A 21,922-nucleotide genomic window follows, 5' to 3' on the forward strand; every position below is an offset into this window, starting at 1 on the left:
CGGCGGTGGTGGACTATCCCTTGTCCGCTGCCACGGCCGACCGCACGCCGGTCATGGAGAACATGCTCGCCCGTGCACGCGCTTTCGCCGAGCCGCTGATCGCCGACGAAAAGCTCGACACCGGCGAGAACACGCTGGCGCATGCCGATGCCGTCGCCGCCATCGTCGCCAAGATGGGTGGCTCCGAGGCCATGCAGGCTGCGAGCTACCTGGTCTACGCCTGCCAGCACCTCAACCGCCCGCAGGAGGTGATCGCCAAGGTGTTCGGCGACAACTTCGCGGCGCTGGCGGTCGAAACCACCAAGCTGGTGCGCGTGCAGGAGCAGGCCCGCTCGGCTTCGCAGGGCCATCACCTGGCCGAAGGCGCAGCGGGTGCGCAGACCGAGAACGTGCGCAAGATGCTGCTCGCGTTCTCGCGCGACCTGCGCGTGGTCATGCTGCGCCTCGCATCGCGGCTGCAGACCCTGCGGCACGCCGCCGCCAGCAAGCAGCCGGCGCCCGAAAGCGTGGCGCGCGAGTCGCTGCAGGTGTTCGCGCCGCTCGCCAACCGGCTCGGCATCTGGCAGGTGAAGTGGGAGATCGAAGACCTCTCGTTCCGCTTCCTGGAGCCCGAGACCTACAAGCTGATTGCGCGCCTGCTCGACGAGAAGCGTGTCGAGCGCGAAGGCCACGTCGAGCAGCTGCGCTCACAGCTCGAACGCGAGCTGCAGGCCGAGGGCGTGCGCGCCACGGTGCAGGGGCGGCCCAAGAACATCTACAGCATCGTCAAGAAGATGCGCGGCAAGTCGCTCGACTTTGCGCAGGTGTTCGACATCCTCGCGCTGCGCGTGGTGGTGCCCGACGTGAAGGACTGCTACGCGGCGCTGGCCTGGGTGCACTCGCACTTCCTGCCGATCGACGAAGAGTTCGACGACTACATCGCGCGGCCCAAGCCCAACGGCTACCAGTCGCTGCACACAGTGGTGCGCGAGATGGTCGACGGCAAGCCCGGCAAGCCGATCGAGATCCAGATCCGCACCGAAGAAATGCACGACCATGCCGAGCACGGCGTGGCGGCGCACTGGGCCTACAAGGAGGCCGGGCACAAGGGCTATGCGGGCGTGTGGGCGAGCGGCGAATACGACGCGAAGATCGCCGTGCTGCGGCAACTGCTGGCATGGGAGCGCGACCTTTCGGGCGGCTCGCAGGGCCAGGGGCTTTTCGACGACCGCATCTACGTGCTCACGCCCGACGCGGCCATCGTCGAACTGCCGCAGGGCGCAACGCCGGTCGACTTTGCCTACACCGTGCACACCACGCTGGGCCACCGCTGCCGCGGAGCGCGCGTCGATGGGGCCATGGTGCCGCTCAACACGCCGCTGTCGAACGGCCAGACGGTGGAGATCATCGCGGCCAAGGAGGGCGGGCCTTCGCGCGACTGGCTCAATGCCGAGCTCGGCTACCTTGCAAGCCACCGCGCGCGCGCCAAGGTGCGCGCATGGTTCAACGCGCAGATCACGCACGAAACCGTGGCGCGCGGGCGCGAGGCGGTCGAGAAGCTGCTGCAGCGCGAAGGCAAGACCTCCACGCGCCTCGAGGACCTGGCTTCTCAGCTGGGCTTCAAGTCGGCGGACCACTTGTTCGAAGTGGTCGGCAAGGACGAGTTCTCGCTGCGCAACATCGAGGTGCTGCTGCGTCCGCCCGAGCCCGCGCCCAACCCCGACGACGGCGTGCAGATCAAGAAGCCGCGCGCGAGCGAGAAGTCCGGCAAGGGCGGTGTGCTGGTGGTGGGCGTGTCTTCGCTGATGACGCAGCTCGCCAAGTGCTGCAAGCCCGCGCCGCCCGATGCCATCCGCGGCTTCGTGACGCGCGGCCACGGCGTGAGCGTGCACCGCGTCGACTGCAGCAACTTCCGCATGATGGCCTCGCGCGACAGCGAGCGCGTGATCGATGTCGAATGGGGCGCCGCGAAGGGCGGCGAAGCGCCGGTCTATGCAGTCGACGTGTCCGTCGAGGCGGCCGACCGCCAGGGCCTGCTGCGCGACATCTCCGATGTGTTCGCACGCGAGAAGATGAACGTGATCGGCGTGCAGACCCAATCGGTCAAGGGCACGGCATGGATGACCTTCACCGTGGAAATCTCCGATGCGGCGCGGCTCACGCAGGTGCTGGGCGTGGTGACGGCGGTTGCCGGTGTGCGATCTGCACGTCGGCGCTGAAAAAGCGCGTTTTCTCCTGCTACAATAGCTGCTTCTCGGACACATCCTTAGGCGCGTAGCTCAGCTGGTTAGAGCACCACCTTGACATGGTGGGGGTCGTTGGTTCGAGTCCAATCGCGCCTACCAATTTCTGTTTCGACTTCCGGCCAACCACCGGGTCTGTCGAACAGAGCTTTCACCGGGTTCCCCGGTGATCCAATCGTCCTAGCGGTGAAGCAGACAAAGACCATGGCCATGTTGTTGTGCTACCTTGGCCGCTCTGCAAACCTTTTTCAAATTTCTTGACAAGCGATCTGATGAATACGCGATCAACGCTGGTTGATCGGGCTCATGCCGACATGCGCCTGGCCGCATTGCTCAGGCAGGCTCCCATCGAATTTGCGCGCGCGGTCTATGGCATCAACGACCACGCAAGCGGCCGCACCGACACCATGGCGGCACGCGAAATAGCCCGCGCCATCCGGCAGGGCACGCCCGTGACGCAGGAGCGCGCCGAGCAGCGCTCGCGCGCCTACTTGCCCACGGCAGGCCAGGAGCACTGTCCGCGCTGCTGGGTGGTCTATGGCCACAAGAGTCCGCTGCGTTTCAGGGAAGCCACCGAAGAACGCCCCGAGACCGCCACCTGCAGCGCCTGCAGCGCCGAGTACGCGACAACGCTCGGTTGAAGCGGCGCAGGCACGGTCAGGGTAAACCTTGTCGCGATGCAGCAAAACCGCTACCTAGAATCATCGGATGACATGGGCATCCATGTGAAGGAGTCCGCAGTGCAGAGCAAGAAGTCCGGGGTCAAGCCGGTGCAACGTGTAATCAAGAAGTACCCCAACCGAAGGCTCTACGACACCGAGACATCCACGTACATCACGCTCACCGAGGTGAAGCAGCTGGTCATACAGAATGCCCAGTTCGTGGTGCGCGATGCCAAGACCGGCGACGACCTCACGCGCAGCATCCTGCTGCAGATCATCCTCGAGGAAGAGGCGGGCGGTGCGCCCATGTTCACCGAGCAGGTGCTGGCCAACATCATCCGCTTCTACGGTCAGGCGATGCAGGGCTACATGGGTCCCTATCTCGAGAAGAACATCCAGGCCATGACCGAGGTACAGGCCCAGCTCACCGAAAAGGCCGAAGGCCTCACGCCCGAGATGTGGTCGCGCTTCATGACCATGCAGTCGCCCATGCTCCAGGGACTCATGGGCAACTACGTCGAGCAGTCCAAGAACGTGTTCCTGCAGATGCAGGAGCAGATGCAGAAAAATACCGAGCAGGTCCTGGGCGCATTCGGCATCAAACGCCCCTGAAATCCCGTCCGCGGCCGATAGCTGGGACAATAGGGGCATATATGAGCGAAGTTGCCTCCCCCGAACGTGCCGCCACGACGGCCGCCCCCAAAGTCGGCTTTGTGAGCCTGGGCTGCCCCAAGGCCCTGACCGATTCCGAACTGATCCTGACCCAGCTGAGCGCCGAGGGCTACCAAACGGCCAAGACCTTCGAGGGCGCCGACCTGGTGATCGTCAACACCTGCGGCTTCATCGACGATGCCGTGAAGGAAAGCCTGGACACCATCGGCGAGGCGCTGGCGGAAAACGGCCGCGTGATCGTCACGGGCTGCCTGGGCGCCAAGACCGGCGACCAGGGCGGCAACCTGGTGCGGCAAATGCATCCGAGCGTGCTGGCCGTGACCGGTCCGCATGCCACGCAGGAAGTGATGGACGCGGTCCACGCCAACCTGCCGAAGCCGCACGACCCGTTCGTCGACCTGGTGCCCAACACCTTCGGCATCGCGGGCCTCAAGCTCACGCCGCGGCACTATGCCTATCTGAAGATCAGCGAAGGCTGCAACCACCGCTGCACCTTCTGCATCATTCCCTCGATGCGCGGCGACCTGGTGTCGCGGCCGGTCGGCGACGTGCTCGGCGAGGCCAAGGCCCTGTTCGAAGGCGGCGTGAAGGAACTGCTGGTGATCAGCCAGGACACCTCGGCCTATGGCGTGGACGTCAAGTACCGCACCGGCTTCTGGGACGGCAAGCCGGTCAAGACGCGCATGCTCGAACTGGTGCGCACGCTGGGCGAAATTGCCGAGCCTTATGGCGCCTGGGTCCGGCTCCACTATGTGTATCCGTATCCGAGCGTGGACGAGATCATTCCGCTGATGGCCAGCGGCCAGGTGCTGCCTTACCTCGATGTGCCGCTGCAGCACAGCCACCCCGACGTGCTCAAGCGCATGAAGCGGCCGGCCAGCGGCGAGAAGAACCTGGAGCGCCTGGCGCGGTGGCGCGAGGTCTGCCCCGAGCTGGTGATCCGCAGCACCTTCATCGCGGGCTTCCCTGGCGAAACCGAGCAGGAGTTCGAGCACTTGCTCGACTTCATCCGCGAGGCGCAGATCGACCGCGCCGGATGCTTCGCCTACAGCCCTGTGGCAGGCGCCACCGCCAACGACATCCCCGGCATGCTGCCGCCGGCGGAGCGTGAAGCGCGCCGCGCCCGCTTCATGGAAGTGGCCGAAGCGGTGTCGATCGCCAAGCTGCGCCAGCGCATCGGTGCAACCATGCAGGTGCTGGTGGACTCGGCACCCGGCATGGGGCGCAAGGGCGGCGTGGGCCGCACCTACGCCGACGCCCCCGAGATCGACGGCACCGTGCGCCTGCTGCCGCCCGAGAAGATCAGCAAGACGCTCAAGGTGGGTGAATTCACGCGGGCCCGCATCGTGGGCGCCGAGGGCCACGACCTGATCGCGCTGCCGATCTGAACCGTCGCCATCCTGGCGAGAGCAAGAGAGAGCAAGGCGGCGATCGCCGACTTGCGAACCACGGACTGAGCGACAGGCGAAAAAGTTGTACGCCTACAGACGCATGCACCCGGGCATTTGAACGTGGCGGCTTGTGTTCTCCAGGAGGTCCCATGTTCTTCCAGCTCTTTCAATCCGGATCCAGCCTTCATCTCAAAAGGGCTGCCACGCTGCTTCACGAAGCCCAGATGGCGCGTCTCGAGCACCAGGCTGCAGCGGAGCATCACGCGGCCCTGGCCAAGATGTATGCGGAGCGTGTGAAGCGCCTTTCCGGCGAGGTCTATCCGCTACCAGCTCCCAGCAGCGAGGCGGCGGCTACGAAGACCGAGCAGGACAAGCCGGCGATCTATTCGATCGAGAGCAATCGCAGGCCCAAGTCGAACCTGCTGACGTAGTTCAAGAAAAGGAAAAGCCCGCTGCGAGCGGGCTTTTCGATGGGCATGGACAGGGCTGCAAGGGCCCGGCCGTTCTTCTTCTCAGTCATCCGAGCGAGAAACGACCAGGAGGCTCATGAACAACGCCCCGAGGAACATGCCGACTAACAAGGTGAATGCTGTGATCACAATGGTCTCCGCTAAATTTGATATTTTCAAATCAAACGTAACCTTGTGTACGCATTCAAGTTACCTTTTGAATCGTTTTTGACGTGAAAGTGTGACTTTTGCTACACGTCGGAGCCGAAAGTCGGCAGTGCATCCTTGCTCTTGGGCGGATGGCCTGGATACAGGTACCTGGAATACTCGCCCGACTGGCCGTACAGCCGTGCCGCGAGTTCCACGGGGTCCTCGTTGCGGTGTTTCTCATAGAGCACAGGGCCCCAGATGATGAATCCATCGATGCTCAGCGAATGAGGTGCCGGCTCGATGGCCTTCCATGCATGTGCGAACTTTGAAATCCATGCCAGTGCTTCGGCCAGCGCATGGTTGCGAGCAGGGGAGGTGATGGGTTCGGATCTCGACATGGCGGTTATCCTTTGTGAAAAGACTGTACAAATATACAGTAAAATTCACGATGTCGAGAGTTGTTGCCGCCATTGACGGCCTACTTTTGCCTGCCGAACCAGGCCCAGAGCGCAGCACCAGCACCGATCCAGACCGCCAGGACGAGCACGGCCCCCGCAATGCTTCGGGGCTTCGCGCCCTGCTCCTTCATCCACAGGTCGGCGCGCTGGCGGCATTCCTCGAGTACATCGGCCGGAATGAGCCGGATGTTCAGCCAGATCAGGCCGGGCAGCAGCAAGGCGTCGTCGAGGTAGCCCAGAACGGGAATGAAATCCGGGATGAGGTCGATCGGGCTCAGCGCATAGGCGACGACGAAGGCCGCGAGCAGCTTGGCGAACCAGGGCGTGCCCGGATGGCGGTAGGCGAACCACAGGGTCACGCCATCGCGCTTGATGCGCGACGCCCATTGCCTGATGCGTTGGAAAATGGCCATGCTCACACGCTGTCGAACCGGTGCATTGCTTCGCGTGTTAAGGTGCACCTCGGCTTCAAAGCCGTCGCAACCCACGCAGATCCGCCGGCGATCCACTGCTGCGAGCCCATACCGCGCTCATCGGCTTGGGTTGTGCGGTTCACCTCTACTGCCAACACGGTGTTATTGATTCGGTTGCTCTGCTTCTCGAGACTCTGCGCGATCATTCGTCGATGTACTGCGTCAGAATGGTGGAAAGCCGCTTCTTCAGGAGCGGGTTGCTGCATCATTCCATGAGACGAAGCCCGTTCCATTTGTTCGAATCCGTGCCGCCGACAAGCGCTTCGCAGAATGTTCCGCTTCAGGATCACGACGCCGTGCGCGAACGCGGCACACAACCGTCGGTGCGGCCAAGCTTGGCCGCGATCGGCATCCGTGAGGGAGAACATCCCTCGATCATGTTCCCAGGGAAAAGAAAAAACCCCTGTAAATCGATGATTCACAGGGGTTTCAGCTTGGTAGGGGTGGTGCCCAGAAGAGGACTCGAACCTCCACGATGTTACTCGCTAGTACCTGAAACTAGTGCGTCTACCAATTCCGCCATCTGGGCCCACATAGCTGCCGAAGCAGTTATGTTTTGAATTTCAGGAAAGAGAGAATCATATCAAAAATAATGGCACTTCCAGCGGTCTGCTGGATGAATTTGAAGGAACTGTTCAAGGGCATCGCGACGGACACGGTTTCGTGCAGCGCGACGACGGCGAAGCCGACATCTATCTGCCCCCGAACGAGATGCGTGCAGTGCTGCACAAGGACCGTGTCAAGGCGCGCGTGGTGCGGCAGGATCGGCGCGGACGTCCCGAGGGGCGGGTGGTCGAAATCGTCGAGCGCCCCGAGCAGCCGATCATCGGCCGCCTGCTGCATGAAGGCGGCGTCTGGCTCGTCGCGCCCGAAGACAAGCGCTACGGACAGGACGTCCTGATTCCAAAGGGCGCCACCGGCCCCGCCAAGGTGGGGCAGGTGGTCGTGGTGCAGCTCACCGAGCCGCCGGCGCTGTTCGGCCAGCCGGTCGGGCGCGTGAAGGAAGTGCTGGGCGAGATCGACGACCCCGGCATGGAGATCGAGATTGCGGTGCGCAAGTACGGCGTGCCGCACGAGTTTTCCGAGGCCTGCCTCGCCGAAGCCAAGGCGCTGCCCGAGAAGGTTCGCCCCGCCGACAAGAAGGGGCGCATCGACCTGACCGACGTTCCGCTGGTCACCATCGACGGCGAGGACGCGCGCGACTTCGACGACGCCGTGTACTGCGAGCCCGCCAAGGTCGGCCGCGGCAAGGGGTGGCGCCTGCTGGTGGCCATTGCCGACGTCAGCGCCTATGTGCAGACCGGCTCGGCCATCGACATCGATGCCTACGACCGCGCGACCAGCGTCTACTTTCCGCGCCGCGTGATTCCGATGCTGCCCGAGAAGCTCTCGAACGGCCTGTGCTCGCTCAACCCCGAGGTCGAGCGCCTGTGCATGGTGTGCGACATGCTCGTGGCCGCCGACGGCGAGATCTACGCCTACCAGTTCTACCCGGCCGTGATGTTCAGCCATGCGCGCTTCACGTACACCGAAGTGGCCGCCATTCTTGGCAACACGCGCGGCCCCGAGGCTGCCAAGCGCAAGGACCGCGTCAAGGACCTGCTGAACCTGGCCGACGTCTACAAGGCGCTGCTCAAGCAGCGCGGCAAGCGCGGCGCGGTCGACTTCGAAACCACCGAGACGCAGATCATCTGCGACGACGCGGGCCGCATCGAGAAGATCGTGCCCCGCACGCGCAACGAGGCGCACCGCCTCATCGAAGAAGCCATGCTCGCGGCCAACGTGTGCAGCGCCGACTTCATCGCCGAAGGCAAGCACCCGGGCCTGTTCCGCGTGCACGAAGGCCCGACGCCCGAGAAGAAGGAAATCCTGCGCGGCTACCTGAAGGCCATGGGCGTGGGCTTGAGCATCACCGACGATCCGCGTCCCGGCGAGTTCCAGGCGATTGCCGAAGCCACCAAGGAGCGCCCCGACGCGCAGCAGATCCACACCATGCTGCTGCGCTCGATGCAGCAGGCGATCTACACGCCCATCAACAGCGGCCATTTCGGCCTGGCGTACGAGGCCTACACGCACTTCACGAGCCCGATCCGGCGCTACCCCGACCTGCTGGTGCACCGCGTGATCAAGGCCATTCTTGGCAAGACGCGCTACCAGCTGCCGATGCTGCCGACGCCGGGCGAGGCGCATGCCAAGCTCGCCAAGCGGCTGGCTTCGCGCGTGAAGGCGCCGACCACCAAGCCGCAGAAAGCCACCGTCGCGCCGACCAAGGAAGTGCTGGCCTGGGAAGCGGCCGGCCTGCATTGCAGCGCCAACGAGCGCCGCGCCGACGAAGCCAGCCGCGACGTCGAAGCCTGGCTCAAGTGCAAGTACATGCGCGAGCACCTTGGCGAAGAGTACGGCGGCGTCGTCACCGCGGCCACCACATTCGGCATCTTCGTGACGCTCGATGCGATGTACGTCGAGGGGCTGGTGCACATCACCGAACTCGGCGGCGAATACTTCAAGTTCGACGAGATGCGCCAGGAACTGCGCGGCGAGCGCACCGGCATTCGCTACGCCATCGGCACCCGCGTGCGGGTGCAGGTGAGCCGTGTCGACCTGGACGGGCGCAAGATCGATTTCCGCCTGGTGCGCGAGGGCGAAGACCTCACCACGCGCGCCATGAAGGACAAGGGCGCAGCCCCGGCCGGCGTGCCGGTCAAGGCATCGGCCAAGCGCAGTTCGCGCCACAAGGCCGAAGCCGTGTCCGAGCAGCGCGTCGAGCGCAGCGCGACCGTCGCGGCGGCGGGCCCCCAGTCGGCAATGCAGGCTTTCAAGTCGGCCGTCAAGAAGGCCGCCAACAAGATGAAGGGCCGCAAGCCGCGGCGCGCATGATGCGCGCCGCAGCATTGCATCCCATCCATACAGACAAACCGAGAAGGAGACAACGAGCATGAGCGTGGAAAACAACAAGGGCCGCATTGCGATCGTCACGGGCGCCGGCACCGGCATCGGCCGCGCTGCGGCGCTGGCGCTGCTGGCCGACGGCTGGAGCGTGACCCTGGCGGGGCGCCGCCTCGAGCCGCTGGAACAGGTGGCGGAAGAGTCCGGCGCCGGTGCGCGCGCCTTCGCAGTGCCCACCGACGTGGCCAATGCGCAATCGGTGCAGGCGCTGTTCGCCGCCGCGGTGGAGCGCTTCGGCCGGGTCGACCTGCTGTTCAACAACGCCGGCGTGGGCAATCCGCCGGGGCCGTTCGAAGACTGGACGCCCGAGCAGTGGCGCGGCGTGGTCGACATCAACCTGAGCGGCATGTTCTTCTGCATCCAGCAGGCGTTCCGCACGATGAAGGCGCAAACGCCGCGCGGCGGCCGCATCATCAACAACGGCTCCATCTCGGCCACCGCGCCGCGGCCCAATTCCGCGGCCTACACCGCGACCAAGCATGCGGTCGAGGGCCTCACCAAGACCGCTTCGCTCGACGGGCGCAAGTACGACATCGCGGTCGGCCAGATCGACGTGGGCAACGCCATGACGGAACTGGCCGCGCGCATGGCCAAGGGCGTGCCGCAAGCCAACGGCGAGCTCGCGATCGAGCCGCTGATGGACGTGAAGATCGTGGGCCAGTCGGTGCTCTACATGGCGAACCTGCCACTGGAGGCCAACGTGCTGTTCCATACGGTCATGGCGACGAAGATGCCCTTCGTCGGGCGCGGCTAGAACCCGTCAGCAGGGCGCCTGGCGCGCCAGTGCGCCGGCCGTCAGCGGCGGCGCGCCGGCCGGCCAGGCGTCGGCCATGCGGCCGTGGCGCCAGACGGCTTCGCGCGCCGCCTCGAACGGCGGCCGCTGCGCCGCCAGTGCGGCGCCGATCATTCCCGCGAGCACGTCGCCGGTGCCGGCGGTTGCGAGCTTCGCGTTGCCGGTCAGGTTGAGCACCGGCGGCGTGCCGCCGCCTTCGGCAATCACCGTTCCCGATCCCTTGAGCACGGCGACCACGCCGTAGCGCGATGCGAGCTTGCGGGCGGCTGCGAGCCTGTCGGCCTGGATGTCGGCCGCCGCGCAGTCCAGCAGACGCGCGGCCTCGAGCGGATGCGGAGTGATCACCGTCGGCCTGCCGCGCCGCGCACGCGATGCCAACTGGGCCTGCAGCGCGCCGTCGACTGCGATGGCGTTCAATGCATCGGCGTCGAGCACCAGCGCGGCCGCCGTCGCCAGCACGCGCGGCAGCACCGCGCGGATGTCCGTGCCGCCGCCGCATCCGCAGACCGCCGTCATGCCCGAGAGATCGAGCGACCTGGCGTCACGCAGCATCAGCTCGGGTTGCGCCAGGTCGACCGGGGCCGCGCTCGCGTCGAGCAGGCCGACGAACACGCGGCCCGCGCCCGCATGCAGCGCGGCGGAGCCGGCCAGCAGCGCGGCGCCCGCCATGCCGGATGCGCCGCCGATCACCGCGACATCGCCATAGCTGCCCTTGTGCGAGGCGTGGCTGCGCGGGGTATCCGCCGGTGCGCCCGCCAGGCGCGCGACCGGCGGCTCACCGGCGCTGCTGCAGCCCAGGTCGTCGAACCAGACCGTGCCCGCCGCATCGCGGCCCTGCGCCGTGAACAGGCCGGGCTTGAGGGTCAGGAAGCTCAGGCAGAAGCGGGACGAAAGAGCACCCGGATGAGGCGCGGCGCTCGAAACGCCGGTGTCGGCATTCAGGCCGGAGGGCACATCGACGCTGAGTACCGGCGCGGCCATCGCATGCATCCGCCGCAACCAATCGGCCATGGCATTCGCGGGCGGTCGGCTCGACCCGATGCCGAGCAGCGCGTCGATCGCCAGCTCGCAGCCCGCAGGCGGCTCCGGCGCGAAGATCACGCCGGCATCGCGGGCCCGTTGCAGCGAGGCGCCGGCATCCGGCGGCAGCCGGTTTTCATCGCCCGCGAAGGTCACGATCGGCAGGAAGCCGCGCTGCTGCAGCTGCGCAGCAGCTTCGAAGCCGTCGCCGCCGTTGTTGCCCGGTCCGCAGGCGATCCAGATCGTCCGCGCATGCGGCGCCAGCGCCATCGCGAGGCGCGCCACGGCCAGGCCCGCGCGCTGCATCAGCGCATGAGGAGGCAGGGCGGCGGCCGCTTTCTGTTCGATGCGACGTGTTGCCGCAATGTCGAACAGGCCGCAGGCGGTGGCAGGCGTGATGCGTTGCATGGGCCGATTCTGCCCGCCTGAAGCTGCGGCTGCGCAGCCGCCGTCGTGCCTACTGGACGAGCCGCTCGACGCCGAGGCCTTCGAGGTCGACGCCCGCGTCGCGGCCGCCGATCAGGTCGGCCACCACGCGTGCGCTGCCGCACGACAGCGCCCATCCGCTCGAGCCGTGGCCCAGATTGAGCCAGACGCCCGGCACGCCGCTGGCACCAAGCACCGGCGGACCGTCGGGCAGCATCGGGCGCGCGCCCTTCCATTGCTGCACGCCCGACTGCAGCGTTGCGGCGCCCGGAAACCAGTCGTGCAGCACCTTGTAGAGCGTTTGCACGGCGGACGCATTCATGGAGCTCAGGGAGCCGCCGATCTCGGCGCCGCCGGCCACGCGCACGCGCTGGCCCAGGCGCGAGATCGCAACCTTGTAGCGTTCGTCCATCACGGCGCTGCGCGGCGCGTTGAGCGATTCGCGGATTGGCGCGCTGATCGAATGGCCGTACACCGGCGCCAGCGGAATCCGCAAGCCGAGCGGCCGCAGCAGCGTGGCCGAGGCAAGACCGGCGCACACCACCACCGCATCGAAGCGCAGCGGCTGCGAGCCGCTCGCGAGCGAAATGGAGGTGGGCGCCGCGCGGTGGATCGGCGCGATGTCGCAATTGAAATGGAACTGGGCGCCGAGCGCTTCGGCTTCCCACTTGAGAAGCAGCGCGAACTGGCGGCAGTTGGCCACTTCGTCCTCGGGCAGGTGGATGGCGCCTGCGAGCTCCGTGTCGGTGTTGAGCGCGGGTTCGATCCGGCGGGCCTCGTCGGCATCGACCTCCTTGAAGACGCTGCCGGTCGCGCGCAGCACCTCGAGGCCCGGCTGGACCAGTTTTTTCTCGCGCTTGGAGCGCAGCAGCACGAGGTAGCCGTCGCTGCGTTCGTAGCTCAGTTCGCGTGCTTCGGTCACTTCGTGCAGCCGGGTGCGGCTGTAGAACGCGAGGCGCTGCATGCGGGCGCGGTTGGCCAGGTAGGTTTCGAGCTTGCAGGCCTTCTGCCAGCGCGACATCCAGCCGAGGTCGCGCGAATTGAGCGGCCAGCGCAGCTTGATGGCGCCGTGCGGCGACAGCAGCGAGCGCAGCACCTTGGCGCGCATGCCCGGCGCCGCCCAGGGCGTGACGTAGCCCGGCGCGACCACCCCCGCATTCGCAAAACTGGATTCTTCGGCGGCGGCGCCGCGGCGCTCGAACACGGAAACTTCATGGCCGTCCGAAACCAGTTCCCAGGCGGTTGTGACGCCGATGATGCCGGCGCCCACGATCGCGATTTTCATTGAATTTTTGAGTAAGAAGAGATGGCCGCCGCCCGTCGATCGGTGCGCGAGGCTATTGTTTTTGCAGCGCTTTTTCTGCTTGCAGGGCGACCGCCAGGACGGCGTCGTCATGCAGCGCGGCATGCCACAGCATCAGGCCCACCGGCAGTTCGCCGGCGGCATGGCAGGGCAGCGAGATGGCGCAGCCGTCGAGCATGTTGACGATCGACGGGTTGCGCAGCAAGAGCGCATTGATGCGGAAGAATTCGTCGTCGCGCTCGGCGCCCGGCGCAACGCTCGCAATGGCGGGCGCGGTGATCGGCACGGTGGGCGACAGCACCGCATCGAAGGGCGACAGCGCCGCCTCGACGCGGGTGATCCAGTCATGGCGGGCGTGCACGAGATCGATGTATTCGTGCGCCTTCATGGTGGCACCCTTGAGGATGCGCTGCACCACGCGAGGATCGTAGCCGGCGCCGCTGCGCTCGAGCAGCAGCCGGTGCCAGGCGTAGGACTCGGCCGCCGAGAAACCGCCCGTGGCGTTGATGGCCTGCAACTGCGCGAGTTCCGGCAGCTCGATTTCCTCGATCCGGGCACCGCCATCGCGCAGTGTTTGCAGCGCATCTTCGAAGGCGCGGGCCACCGCGGGCTCGATGCCGTCCAGGAACACGTTCTTCACGACGGCAAGCCGGTATGCGCCCAGCAAGGCCGCACCGGCGGTCACGCGGCGTGCCGCGAGGACTTCATGCGCGGTGATGGCATCCCGCACCGAGCGCGTCATGGCGCAGACGGTGTCGAGCGTGGTCGACAGCGGCAGCGCGCCCTGGGCCGGCACCAGCCGGGCGGTGCTCTTGAAACCCACGATCCCGTTCAGCGCGGCCGGAATGCGGATCGAGCCGCCGGTGTCGGAGCCCAGGCCGATGAAGGCCGCCCCGGTGGCGACCGACACGGCGGCGCCGGAGGACGAACCGCCCGGGATGCGCGGCGTGGTCGCATCGCTGGCGTTGGCCGGCGTGCCGTGGTGCGGGTTGACGCCCACGCCGGAAAAGGCGAATTCCGTCATGTTGGTGCGGCCCGCCAGCACGCCGCCCGCGGCGCGCAGTCGCGCCACAGCCACGGCATCGGCCTTGGCGGCCGGCGCATGCGAGAGCACCATGGAGCCCGCCGGGGTCGGCTGCCCCTCGATGTCGAACAGGTCCTTGGCGGTGAAGGCGAGCCCGGCGAGCCGGCTTTGCGGCGCCGAACCGGCGACCTGCCGGCGGGCTTCGTCGAACAGCGTGCGGGTGAACACGTGGCGGCAGGCCGGGGACTGGGCGATGCCGATGGCGCGCTCCGTTTCGGTGCATGCATCGGTGCCACCTGCCAGAAGATTCAGACGGGTGGCGTGGAGGTCGTTCATGGGTGGGCTGCGAGGGCGCGGACGGCTCGGTTCCGGGGTGGGGCAAGGAGAAAGGGCGAGAGAGGGCCGTGCTATACTCTTTGGGTTTCGCTGAACATGTGACGGCTTTCGTCGCACCCAGCCAAACACATCCGCAAACCGGCCCAATCAAGGTGTTGTGATTCCATTCGAAGGAAGCACAAAACGGGCTGGATTTTAGACCCAACCTTTGGAGTAATTTTCAATGTCTACCACCATGCGCGAAATGCTGGAAGCCGGTGTCCACTTCGGTCACCAAACCCGCTTCTGGAACCCCAAGATGGCCCCGTTCATCTTCGGCCATCGCAACAAGATTCACATCATCAACCTGGAAAAGTCGCTCCCGATGTTCCAGGACGCGATGAAGTACGCCAAGCAGCTCACCGCCAACCGCGGCACGATCCTGATGGTCGGCACCAAGCGCCAGGCCCGTGAAATCGTGGCTGCCGAAGCCCGCCGCGCCGGCGTGCCTTTCGTCGACACCCGCTGGCTCGGCGGCATGCTGACCAACTTCAAGACGGTCAAGACCTCGATCAAGCGCCTGAAGGACATGAAGGCCCAGCAGGAAGCCGGCCTCGACAGCCTGAGCAAGAAAGAGCAGCTCACCTTCACCCGTGAAATCGAGAAGCTCGAGAAAGACATCGGCGGCATCCAGGACATGACCGCGCTGCCCGACGCCATCTTCGTGATCGACGTGGGCTTCCACAAGATCGCCGTGGCCGAAGCCAAGAAGCTGGGCATCCCGCTGATCGGCGTGGTCGACTCCAACCACTCGCCCGAAGGCATCGACTACGTGATCCCGGGCAACGACGACTCGTCGAAGGCCGTCACGCTCTACGCCCGCGGCATCGCCGACGCGATCATCGAAGGCCGCAACAGCGCCACCGGCGACGTGGTCAAGGCCATTGCCGAAGGCAGCGATGAATTCGTCGAAGTCGAAGAGGGCGCCTCGGCCTGATCGAGTGCTCTCACGCGCCTGAAGAAGGGGCTTGGTGCCCCTTTTTTTTAATCTGATTTTTTGGACACGGAGATAGAACAATGGCTGCAATCACCGCAAGCATGGTCGGCGAACTGCGCGCAAAGACCGACGCGCCGATGATGGAATGCAAGAAGGCCCTGACCGAGGCCGACGGCAACATGGAAAAGGCCGAAGAGCTGCTGCGCATCAAGCTCGGCAACAAGGCTGGCAAGGCATCGGGCCGCATCACCGCCGAAGGCGTGGTCACGGCGTTCGTCGACGGCGCTGCCGGCGGCATGATCGAGATCAATTGCGAAACCGACTTCGTCACCAAGAACGACAGCTTCCTGGCCATGGCCAACGCTGCCGCGATGCTGGTCGCCAAGCACAACCCCGCGGACATCGCCGCGCTCGGCGCGCTGCCCTATGAGCAGGACGGCTTCGGCCCCACGCTCGAGGACGTGCGCAAGGGCCTGATCGGCAAGATCGGCGAGAACATGAGCTTCCGCCGCTTCAAGCACTTTGCCGGCAACGGCAAGCTGGCTTCGTACCTGCACGGCACGCGCATCGGCGTGATGGTCGAGTTCGAAGGCGACGACACCTCGGCCAAGGATGTGGCGATGCACATCGCCGCCATGAAGCCGGTCGCCATCCAGGCATCGGACGTGCCTGCCGACCTGATCGAAAAAGAGCGCGCAGTGGCCGCCGGCAAGGCCGAGGAAGACCGCAAGACGGCCGAAGCCGAAGGCAAGAAGCCGCAGCCGGCCGAGATCGTTGCCAAGCGCATCGAAGGCGGCGTGCAGAAGTACCTCAAGGAAGTCTCGCTGCACAACCAGCCGTTCGTGAAGAACGACAAGCAGACCGTCGAGCAGATGCTCAAGGCCGCCAACACCAGCATCAAGGGCTTCACCCTGTATGTGGTCGGCGAAGGCATCGAAAAGAAGGTCGACGACTTTGCCGCCGAAGTTGCAGCCCAGGTGGCTGCCGCCAAGGCCGCCGCGTAAAAACTGTTACGCCCCAAAGCGGAGGTGCACGCGTGTGTGCCGCCGCTTTTTCACCGCCTCGTTCTACACTCGCCCCCGCCAACCCAAGTAAGGAAATTGCCCATGTCTGATCCCCGCCCAGCCCACAAGCGAATCTTGTTGAAGCTGTCGGGTGAGGCGTTGATGGGAGACGATGCCTTTGGTATTAACCGCGCCACCATCGTCCGCATGGTCGAAGAGGTGGCCGAAGTGGTGAACATGGGTGTGGAAGTCGCCGTCGTGATCGGCGGCGGCAACATCTTCCGCGGCGTTGCGGGAGGCTCGGTGGGCATGGATCGCGCCACGGCCGACTACATGGGCATGCTGGCCACCGTCATGAATTCGCTGGCCCTGGCCGACGCCATGAACAAGCAGGGGCTGGTGGCGCGCGTCATGTCCGCCATCGCCATCGAGCAGGTGGTCGAGCCCTACGTGCGGCCCAAGGCGCTGCAGTACCTCGAAGAGGGCAAGGTCGTGGTGTTTGCCGCGGGCACCGGCAATCCGTTCTTCACCACCGACACGGCCGCCGCGCTGCGCGGTGCCGAAATCGGTGCCGAGCTGGTGCTCAAGGCCACCAAGGTCGACGGCGTATATTCCGCCGATCCGAAGACCCATCCGGACGCAACGCGCTATTCGACGCTCACTTTCGACGAGGCAATCGCGCAGAATCTCGGCATCATGGACGCCACGGCCTTTGCGCTGTGCCGCGACCAGAAGCTGCCGATCAAGGTGTTCTCGATCTTCAAGAACGGCGCGCTCAAGCGCGTCGTCATGGGCGAGGACGAAGGCACGCTGGTGCATGCCTGAGGAGTAATTTGAGATGACGACCCCCACCATTGCAGAAATCCGCAGTGCGACCGATGCCAAGATGAATCAGTCGCTTGCCGCGTTCCAGAACAACCTCACCAAGATCCGTACCGGCCGTGCGAATTCGGCGCTGCTCGACTCGATCCACGTCGAGTACTACGGCTCGCAGGTTCCGCTGAGCCAGGTGGCCAATGTGTCGGTGCTCGACTCGCGCACGATCAGCGTGCAGCCCTGGGAAAAGGGCATGGGCGCCAAGATCGAGAAGGCCATCCGCGAAAGCGACCTGGGCCTGAACCCGGCCTCCATGGGCGACCTGATCCGCGTGCCGCTTCCCGCGATGAGCGAGGAGCGCCGCAAGGAAATGACCAAGCTGGTCCGCAACGAAGGCGAAAGCGCCAAGATCGCCACGCGCAACCTGCGCCGCGATGCGAACGAATCGGTCAAGAAGCTGGTGAAGGAAAAGCTCGCCTCCGAGGACGACCAGAAGCGCGCCGAAGCCGAGATCCAGAAGGTCACGGACCGCCACATCGCGGAAATCGACCGCCTGGTCGCGGCCAAGGAAGCGGAGATCATGGCCGTTTGAGGCTGCGCATGGCCTCGTCTTCGCTGCAGATTCCCCACCACATTGCCATCGTCATGGATGGCAACGGACGCTGGGCCACGCGGCGATTCCTGCCTCGCGTGGCGGGGCACAAGCAGGGCGTCGAGTCGCTCAGGCGCTGCGTCAAGGCCTGTGTCGACCGCGGGGTGGGCATTCTCACGGTCTTCGCCTTTTCGTCGGAGAACTGGAACCGTCCGCCCGAAGAAGTTTCGGGCCTGATGGAAATCATGGTGGGCGCACTCGCGCGCGAAGTGCCCAAGCTGAGCCGCGACGGCGTGCAGCTGCATTTCGTCGGCGAGCGCGCCGGGCTCTCCAAGAAAATGGTGCAGGGCCTGGTCGACGCCGAGAGCGCCACCGCGCAGAACACCAAGCTGATCCTGAACGTCTGCTTCAACTACGGTGGCCGCTGGGACATTGCCCGCGCCGCGGCCAGGCTGGCCGAGCAGGGCGAGGCGCTCACCGAAGCGAATCTCGACCGCGCCATGGCTCTCGCGCACGTGCCCGATCCCGACCTTCTCATCCGCACCGGCGGCGAGCAGCGCCTGTCGAACTTCCTGCTGTGGCAAAGCGCCTACGCGGAGCTTTTCTTCAGCGACAAGCTCTGGCCCGAGTTCGACCAGGCCGAACTGGATGCGGGAATCGCCGCCTTCCAGGCGCGCGAGCGCCGCTTCGGCAAGACCTCCGCACAACTCACGGCCGGCAGCGGCTCCGCACCCGATCGCCAGTTGGCCTGAGGGCCTCACGGTCCGACCCTCCAGCGCATGCTCAAACAACGCATCCTCACGGCCATCGTCCTGCTGGCGATCCTGCTGCCGGCGCTCTTCTACCCGTCGCACGTTCCCTTTGCCTGCGTGATGCTGGTGCTGATCGGTGCCGGGGCATGGGAGTGGGGCCGCCTCAACGGCTATGGCCAGCGGCTGTCGGTCTTCCTCGGCGTGGAAACCGTGGCGCTGTGTGCGCTCTCCTGGTGGCTCGGGCTGCTCGATCGATCGCTGCTGCTCATGTGGCTGCTGGCCAGTGCGGCCTGGGTGCTCGGCGGTGCCGCGCTGCTGCGTGTGGCCGTGCCGGGCTGGCCCCGCATTCCCCGCGGGCTGCGGCTGGTGGGCGGGCTGCTGGCACTCTGGGTGGCGTGGCTCGCGGCCGTGCAGGCGCGCATGGTCGGCATCAACTTCCTGCTGTCGATCCTCGTGCTGGTCTGGGTGGCGGACGTCTTCGCGTACTTCGCGGGCCGCGCCTTCGGCCTCAAGTTCACGCGCAGCAAGCTCGCGCCCGCCATCAGCCCCGGCAAGAGCTGGGAAGGCGTGTGGGGCGGCATGGCGGGCGTCGTGGTGCTGGCCTTTGCGTGGGTGTGGGCCGACAGGGCCGCCGGCGCGACGGTGGCCAGCCTCTACACCCGGCTGTACGAGCGCGGCTGGTGGCTGCTGCTGGTCGGCGTGCTGTTTCTCGCCGCCATCAGCGTCGTGGGCGACCTCGTCGAATCGCTGATCAAGCGCAGTGCCGGCGCCAAGGACAGCAGCAGCCTGCTGCCGGGCCACGGCGGCGTGCTCGACCGCGTGGATGCCCTCTTGCCGGCGCTTCCCATTGCAATGATGCTGGCTTTCCTGTGAACACACCCAAACAACGCATCACGGTGCTGGGCTCGACCGGATCGGTCGGCGTCAGCACGCTCGATGTCATTTCGCGGCACCCGGAGCGTTTCGAGGTCTTCGCGCTTTCCGCGTCGACCAAGGTCGACGAGCTGCTGGCGCAGTGCGCGCGGTTTTCGCCGCGCTATGCGGTCATGGCGAGCGCGCCGCATGCGGCGCTGCTGGCCGAAAAGATAGAACAGAACAATCTCAAGACTACCGTCCTGAGTGGCGGCGATGCTATTGAAAAAATAGCATCCCACGAAGAGGTCGATGCCGTGATGGCGGCCATCGTGGGGGCGGCCGGCCTCGGGCCCTGCCTGGCCGCGGCGCGCGCCGGCAAGCGGCTCCTGCTGGCCAACAAGGAGGCGCTGGTGGTCGGCGGCGAGCTCTTCATGCGCACCGTGCGCGAAGGCGGTGCCACGCTGCTGCCGATCGACAGCGAACACTCGGCCATCTTCCAGTCGCTGCCCGAAGATCCGTCGACCTGGCCGCGCCGCATCGACAAGATCATTCTCACGGCATCGGGCGGCCCGTTCCGCACGCGCGCGCCCGACACGCTGGGCACGGTCACGCCCGAGCAGGCCTGCGCGCATCCGAACTGGGTCATGGGCCGCAAGATCTCGGTCGATTCCGCCACCATGATGAACAAGGCGCTCGAGGTGATCGAGGCGCGCCATCTGTTCGGCGTGCTGCCCGAGCAGATCGAGGTGGTGATCCATCCCCAGAGCGTGGTGCATTCGATGGTCCAGTTCACCGATGCATCGGTCATTGCCCAACTGGGAACGCCCGACATGCGGGTGCCCATCGCGGTCGGACTGGCCTGGCCCGAGCGCATCGAGAGCGGCGCGGCGCGGCTGGATTTCCGCCGGATGGCGTCGCTGAGCTTCGACGCGCCCGATGCGGCGCTGTTTCCAGGGCTCGGCCTGGCCTGGCATGCGCTGCGCGCGGCGCCGGGGACCACGGCGGTGCTCAATGCCGCCAATGAAGTCGCGGTCGAGGCCTTTCTTGATCGGCGCCTGCGCTTCGACCGCATTCATGCGGTCAACATGGAAACTTTGGAAACCGTCAGCCCCTCCAAGCCCGCATCGCTGGCCGACCTGCTGGCGCTCGACGCCAGCGCCCGGGCGGCGGCCAATGCCGCGGCGCTGCGCTTCGCGGCCTGACACTCCCGCCAACAGAGGATCCGGATGCTTACCGTCATCGCTTTCGTGGTTGCACTCGGCCTCCTGATCGCCGTGCATGAATACGGCCACTACCGCGTTGCCGTCGCCTGCGGCGTCAAGGTGCTGCGGTTTTCGGTGGGCTTCGGCAAGACGCTCTACCGCTGGCAGCCCAGGCGCCAGCATCCGGGGCAGGAAACCGAGTTCGTCATCGGCGCGTTTCCCTTCGGCGGCTACGTCAAGATGCTCGACGAGCGCGAGGGGCCGGTGGCGCCCGAGGAGCGGCACCGCGCCTTCAACACGCAGCCGCTGCGCTCCCGCGCGGCCATCGTCGCTGCCGGGCCCATTGCCAATCTGCTGCTCGCCGTGGTGCTCTACACGGCCGTCAACTGGATCGGGGTCGAGGAGCCTGTTGCCAAGCTGGCGCGTCCGGTGGCGGCATCGCTGGCGGAAGCGGCGGGCCTGCGCGGCGGCGAGCACATCACGCGCGCCGGCTTCGAAGGCGAGCTGGAGCCCGTGCAGTCGTTCGAGGACCTGCGCTGGCGCATGACGCGCGGCGCGCTCGACGGCCGCGACCTGACGCTCGAAGTGGCGGGCGAGGGCGGCCGGCCCGGCCGCCAGGTCGTGCTGCCGCTCGGCCTCATGGAGGCCAAGGACGCCGACCCGCAGATGTTCCGCAAGATCGGCGTGCTCGCACCGCTGACGCGCCCCGAGATCGGCCAGGTGATGGCCGGCAGCGCGGCAGAACGCGCGGGCCTTCGCAGCGGCGATGTGGTCCGCAGCGTCGGCAATGTGCCCATCGTCGATGGACAGCAGCTGCGCGAGGCGATCCGCACCTCGATCGATGGCGACCAGCCGCGCACGCAGACCTGGCAGGTGCAGCGCGGCAGCCAGTCGATCGAATTGGAAGTCAGGCCCGAACTGCGCGAGGAGGGCGCCGCGAAGGTCGGCCGCATCGGCGCCTATGTCGGTGCGCCTCCCGAAATGGTGACGGTGCGCCAAGGCCCGATCGACGGCGTCTGGCGCGGCATCGTGCGCACCTGGGAGGTGTCGGCGCTGACCGTCCGCATGATGGGCAAGATGGTGATCGGCGAAGCCTCGCTCAAGAATCTGAGCGGGCCGCTCACGATTGCCGACTACGCCGGCAAGTCCGCGAGCCTCGGGCTGACCCAGTACCTGGTGTTCCTTGCACTGATCAGCGTGAGCCTTGGCGTGCTCAATCTCATGCCGCTGCCGGTCCTCGATGGGGGACACCTGATGTATTATCTTTGGGAGGGCCTGACCGGCAAGAGCGTCTCTGACGCCTGGATGGAACGGCTTCAGCGCGGCGGTGTCGCTTTGCTGCTGGTCATGATGTCGGTTGCGCTCTTCAACGACGTCACGCGGCTCTTTGGTTAACTTTC

General features: G+C 66.1%; 21 protein-coding genes and 2 tRNA genes. 16 read left to right on the forward strand and 7 right to left on the reverse strand.

The window, feature by feature from the left end; translation table 11 throughout:
- Nucleotides 1–53 precede the first annotated feature (53 nt).
- The 6 genes from AC1DSC_RS28375 (at nt 54) to AC1DSC_RS28400 (ending at nt 5,378) form a co-directional block, all read left to right on the forward strand.
- Nucleotides 54–2,198 (forward strand): RelA/SpoT family protein, encoded by a 2,145-nt coding sequence (locus AC1DSC_RS28375; protein ID WP_230537838.1) that lies wholly within the window; start codon nt 54–56, stop codon nt 2,196–2,198.
- 49 nt (nt 2,199–2,247) lie between these two features.
- A tRNA-Val gene (locus AC1DSC_RS28380) sits at nt 2,248–2,324 on the forward strand.
- A 170-nt stretch (nt 2,325–2,494) separates the two neighbouring features.
- Nucleotides 2,495–2,863 (forward strand): hypothetical protein, encoded by a 369-nt coding sequence (locus tag AC1DSC_RS28385; RefSeq protein ID WP_244883808.1) that lies wholly within the window; start codon nt 2,495–2,497, stop codon nt 2,861–2,863.
- Nucleotides 2,864–2,935: 72 nt separating this feature from the next.
- Nucleotides 2,936–3,496 (forward strand): polyhydroxyalkanoate synthesis repressor PhaR, encoded by a 561-nt coding sequence (gene phaR / locus AC1DSC_RS28390; RefSeq protein WP_018905029.1) that lies wholly within the window; start codon nt 2,936–2,938, stop codon nt 3,494–3,496.
- Nucleotides 3,497–3,537: 41 nt separating this feature from the next.
- Nucleotides 3,538–4,944, forward strand: coding sequence for a 30S ribosomal protein S12 methylthiotransferase RimO (rimO, locus tag AC1DSC_RS28395; RefSeq protein ID WP_012747699.1), 1,407 nt, complete (start codon nt 3,538–3,540; stop codon nt 4,942–4,944).
- Nucleotides 4,945–5,096: 152 nt separating this feature from the next.
- Nucleotides 5,097–5,378: a hypothetical protein gene (locus tag AC1DSC_RS28400; protein ID WP_012747700.1), complete on the forward strand. Its 282-nt coding sequence runs from the start codon at nt 5,097–5,099 to the stop codon at nt 5,376–5,378.
- A gap of 269 nt (nt 5,379–5,647) precedes the next feature.
- Here AC1DSC_RS28400 and AC1DSC_RS28405 read toward each other — a convergent pair whose 3' ends face one another.
- The 4 genes from AC1DSC_RS28405 to AC1DSC_RS28420 all read right to left on the reverse strand — a co-directional run bounded on the left by AC1DSC_RS28405 (nt 5,648) and on the right by AC1DSC_RS28420 (nt 7,006).
- Nucleotides 5,648–5,944 (reverse strand): hypothetical protein, encoded by a 297-nt coding sequence (locus tag AC1DSC_RS28405; RefSeq protein ID WP_012747701.1) that lies wholly within the window; start codon nt 5,942–5,944, stop codon nt 5,648–5,650.
- Nucleotides 5,945–6,024: 80 nt separating this feature from the next.
- The gene (locus tag AC1DSC_RS28410) at nt 6,025–6,417 is read right to left on the reverse strand and encodes a YkvA family protein (protein WP_012747702.1); all 393 of its coding nucleotides are present in this window, start codon (nt 6,415–6,417) and stop codon (nt 6,025–6,027) included.
- Nucleotides 6,418–6,419: 2 nt separating this feature from the next.
- Nucleotides 6,420–6,899 (reverse strand): hypothetical protein, encoded by a 480-nt coding sequence (locus AC1DSC_RS28415; protein WP_167313229.1) that lies wholly within the window; start codon nt 6,897–6,899, stop codon nt 6,420–6,422.
- Nucleotides 6,900–6,921: 22 nt separating this feature from the next.
- A tRNA-Leu gene (locus AC1DSC_RS28420) sits at nt 6,922–7,006 on the reverse strand.
- Nucleotides 7,007–7,086: 80 nt separating this feature from the next.
- Here AC1DSC_RS28420 and rnr point away from each other — a divergent pair.
- Both rnr and AC1DSC_RS28430 read left to right on the forward strand, forming a co-directional pair.
- A complete protein-coding gene (gene rnr, locus AC1DSC_RS28425) occupies nt 7,087–9,354 on the forward strand; it encodes a ribonuclease R (RefSeq protein ID WP_049808409.1) in 2,268 nt (755 codons plus the stop codon).
- Between the two features lie 58 nt (nt 9,355–9,412).
- On the forward strand, nt 9,413–10,177 hold the full coding sequence (locus AC1DSC_RS28430) for an SDR family oxidoreductase (RefSeq protein WP_012747703.1): 765 nt from the start codon (nt 9,413–9,415) through the stop codon (nt 10,175–10,177).
- A 6-nt stretch (nt 10,178–10,183) separates the two neighbouring features.
- On the opposite strand, the gene AC1DSC_RS28435 is transcribed toward AC1DSC_RS28430, so the two are convergent.
- The 3 genes from AC1DSC_RS28435 to AC1DSC_RS28445 are packed head-to-tail and all read right to left on the reverse strand — an operon-like array spanning nt 10,184 to nt 14,325.
- Nucleotides 10,184–11,644, reverse strand: a complete 1,461-nt coding sequence (locus AC1DSC_RS28435) for a bifunctional ADP-dependent NAD(P)H-hydrate dehydratase/NAD(P)H-hydrate epimerase (RefSeq protein WP_012747704.1) — start codon at nt 11,642–11,644, stop codon at nt 10,184–10,186.
- Between the two features lie 49 nt (nt 11,645–11,693).
- A complete protein-coding gene (locus AC1DSC_RS28440; RefSeq protein ID WP_012747705.1) occupies nt 11,694–12,947 on the reverse strand; it encodes a D-amino acid dehydrogenase in 1,254 nt (417 codons plus the stop codon).
- A gap of 52 nt (nt 12,948–12,999) precedes the next feature.
- On the reverse strand, nt 13,000–14,325 hold the full coding sequence (locus tag AC1DSC_RS28445) for an amidase (protein WP_012747706.1): 1,326 nt from the start codon (nt 14,323–14,325) through the stop codon (nt 13,000–13,002).
- Between the two features lie 223 nt (nt 14,326–14,548).
- Here AC1DSC_RS28445 and rpsB point away from each other — a divergent pair, with 223 nt between their 5' ends.
- The 8 genes from rpsB (at nt 14,549) to rseP (ending at nt 21,917) form a co-directional block, all read left to right on the forward strand.
- On the forward strand, nt 14,549–15,301 hold the full coding sequence (gene rpsB, locus AC1DSC_RS28450; RefSeq protein ID WP_012747707.1) for a 30S ribosomal protein S2: 753 nt from the start codon (nt 14,549–14,551) through the stop codon (nt 15,299–15,301).
- Nucleotides 15,302–15,381: 80 nt separating this feature from the next.
- A complete protein-coding gene (gene tsf, locus AC1DSC_RS28455) occupies nt 15,382–16,305 on the forward strand; it encodes a translation elongation factor Ts (protein WP_012747708.1) in 924 nt (307 codons plus the stop codon).
- 102 nt (nt 16,306–16,407) lie between these two features.
- Nucleotides 16,408–17,130, forward strand: a complete 723-nt coding sequence (gene pyrH / locus AC1DSC_RS28460) for a UMP kinase (RefSeq protein WP_012747709.1) — start codon at nt 16,408–16,410, stop codon at nt 17,128–17,130.
- Nucleotides 17,131–17,143: 13 nt separating this feature from the next.
- Nucleotides 17,144–17,713: a ribosome recycling factor gene (gene frr / locus AC1DSC_RS28465; RefSeq protein ID WP_012747710.1), complete on the forward strand. Its 570-nt coding sequence runs from the start codon at nt 17,144–17,146 to the stop codon at nt 17,711–17,713.
- Between the two features lie 8 nt (nt 17,714–17,721).
- Nucleotides 17,722–18,465, forward strand: a complete 744-nt coding sequence (gene uppS / locus AC1DSC_RS28470; protein WP_012747711.1) for a polyprenyl diphosphate synthase — start codon at nt 17,722–17,724, stop codon at nt 18,463–18,465.
- 27 nt (nt 18,466–18,492) lie between these two features.
- The gene (locus AC1DSC_RS28475) at nt 18,493–19,338 is read left to right on the forward strand and encodes a phosphatidate cytidylyltransferase (RefSeq protein WP_012747712.1); all 846 of its coding nucleotides are present in this window, start codon (nt 18,493–18,495) and stop codon (nt 19,336–19,338) included.
- Nucleotides 19,335–20,522, forward strand: a complete 1,188-nt coding sequence (gene ispC / locus AC1DSC_RS28480; RefSeq protein ID WP_012747713.1) for a 1-deoxy-D-xylulose-5-phosphate reductoisomerase — start codon at nt 19,335–19,337, stop codon at nt 20,520–20,522. The genes AC1DSC_RS28475 and ispC overlap by 4 nt, the downstream gene beginning before the upstream one ends.
- Before the next feature lie 24 nt (nt 20,523–20,546).
- On the forward strand, nt 20,547–21,917 hold the full coding sequence (gene rseP / locus AC1DSC_RS28485) for an RIP metalloprotease RseP (protein WP_012747714.1): 1,371 nt from the start codon (nt 20,547–20,549) through the stop codon (nt 21,915–21,917).
- Nucleotides 21,918–21,922: the final 5 nt, after the last annotated feature.

It is taken from the genome of Variovorax sp. 01N425 (assembly GCF_056399465.1).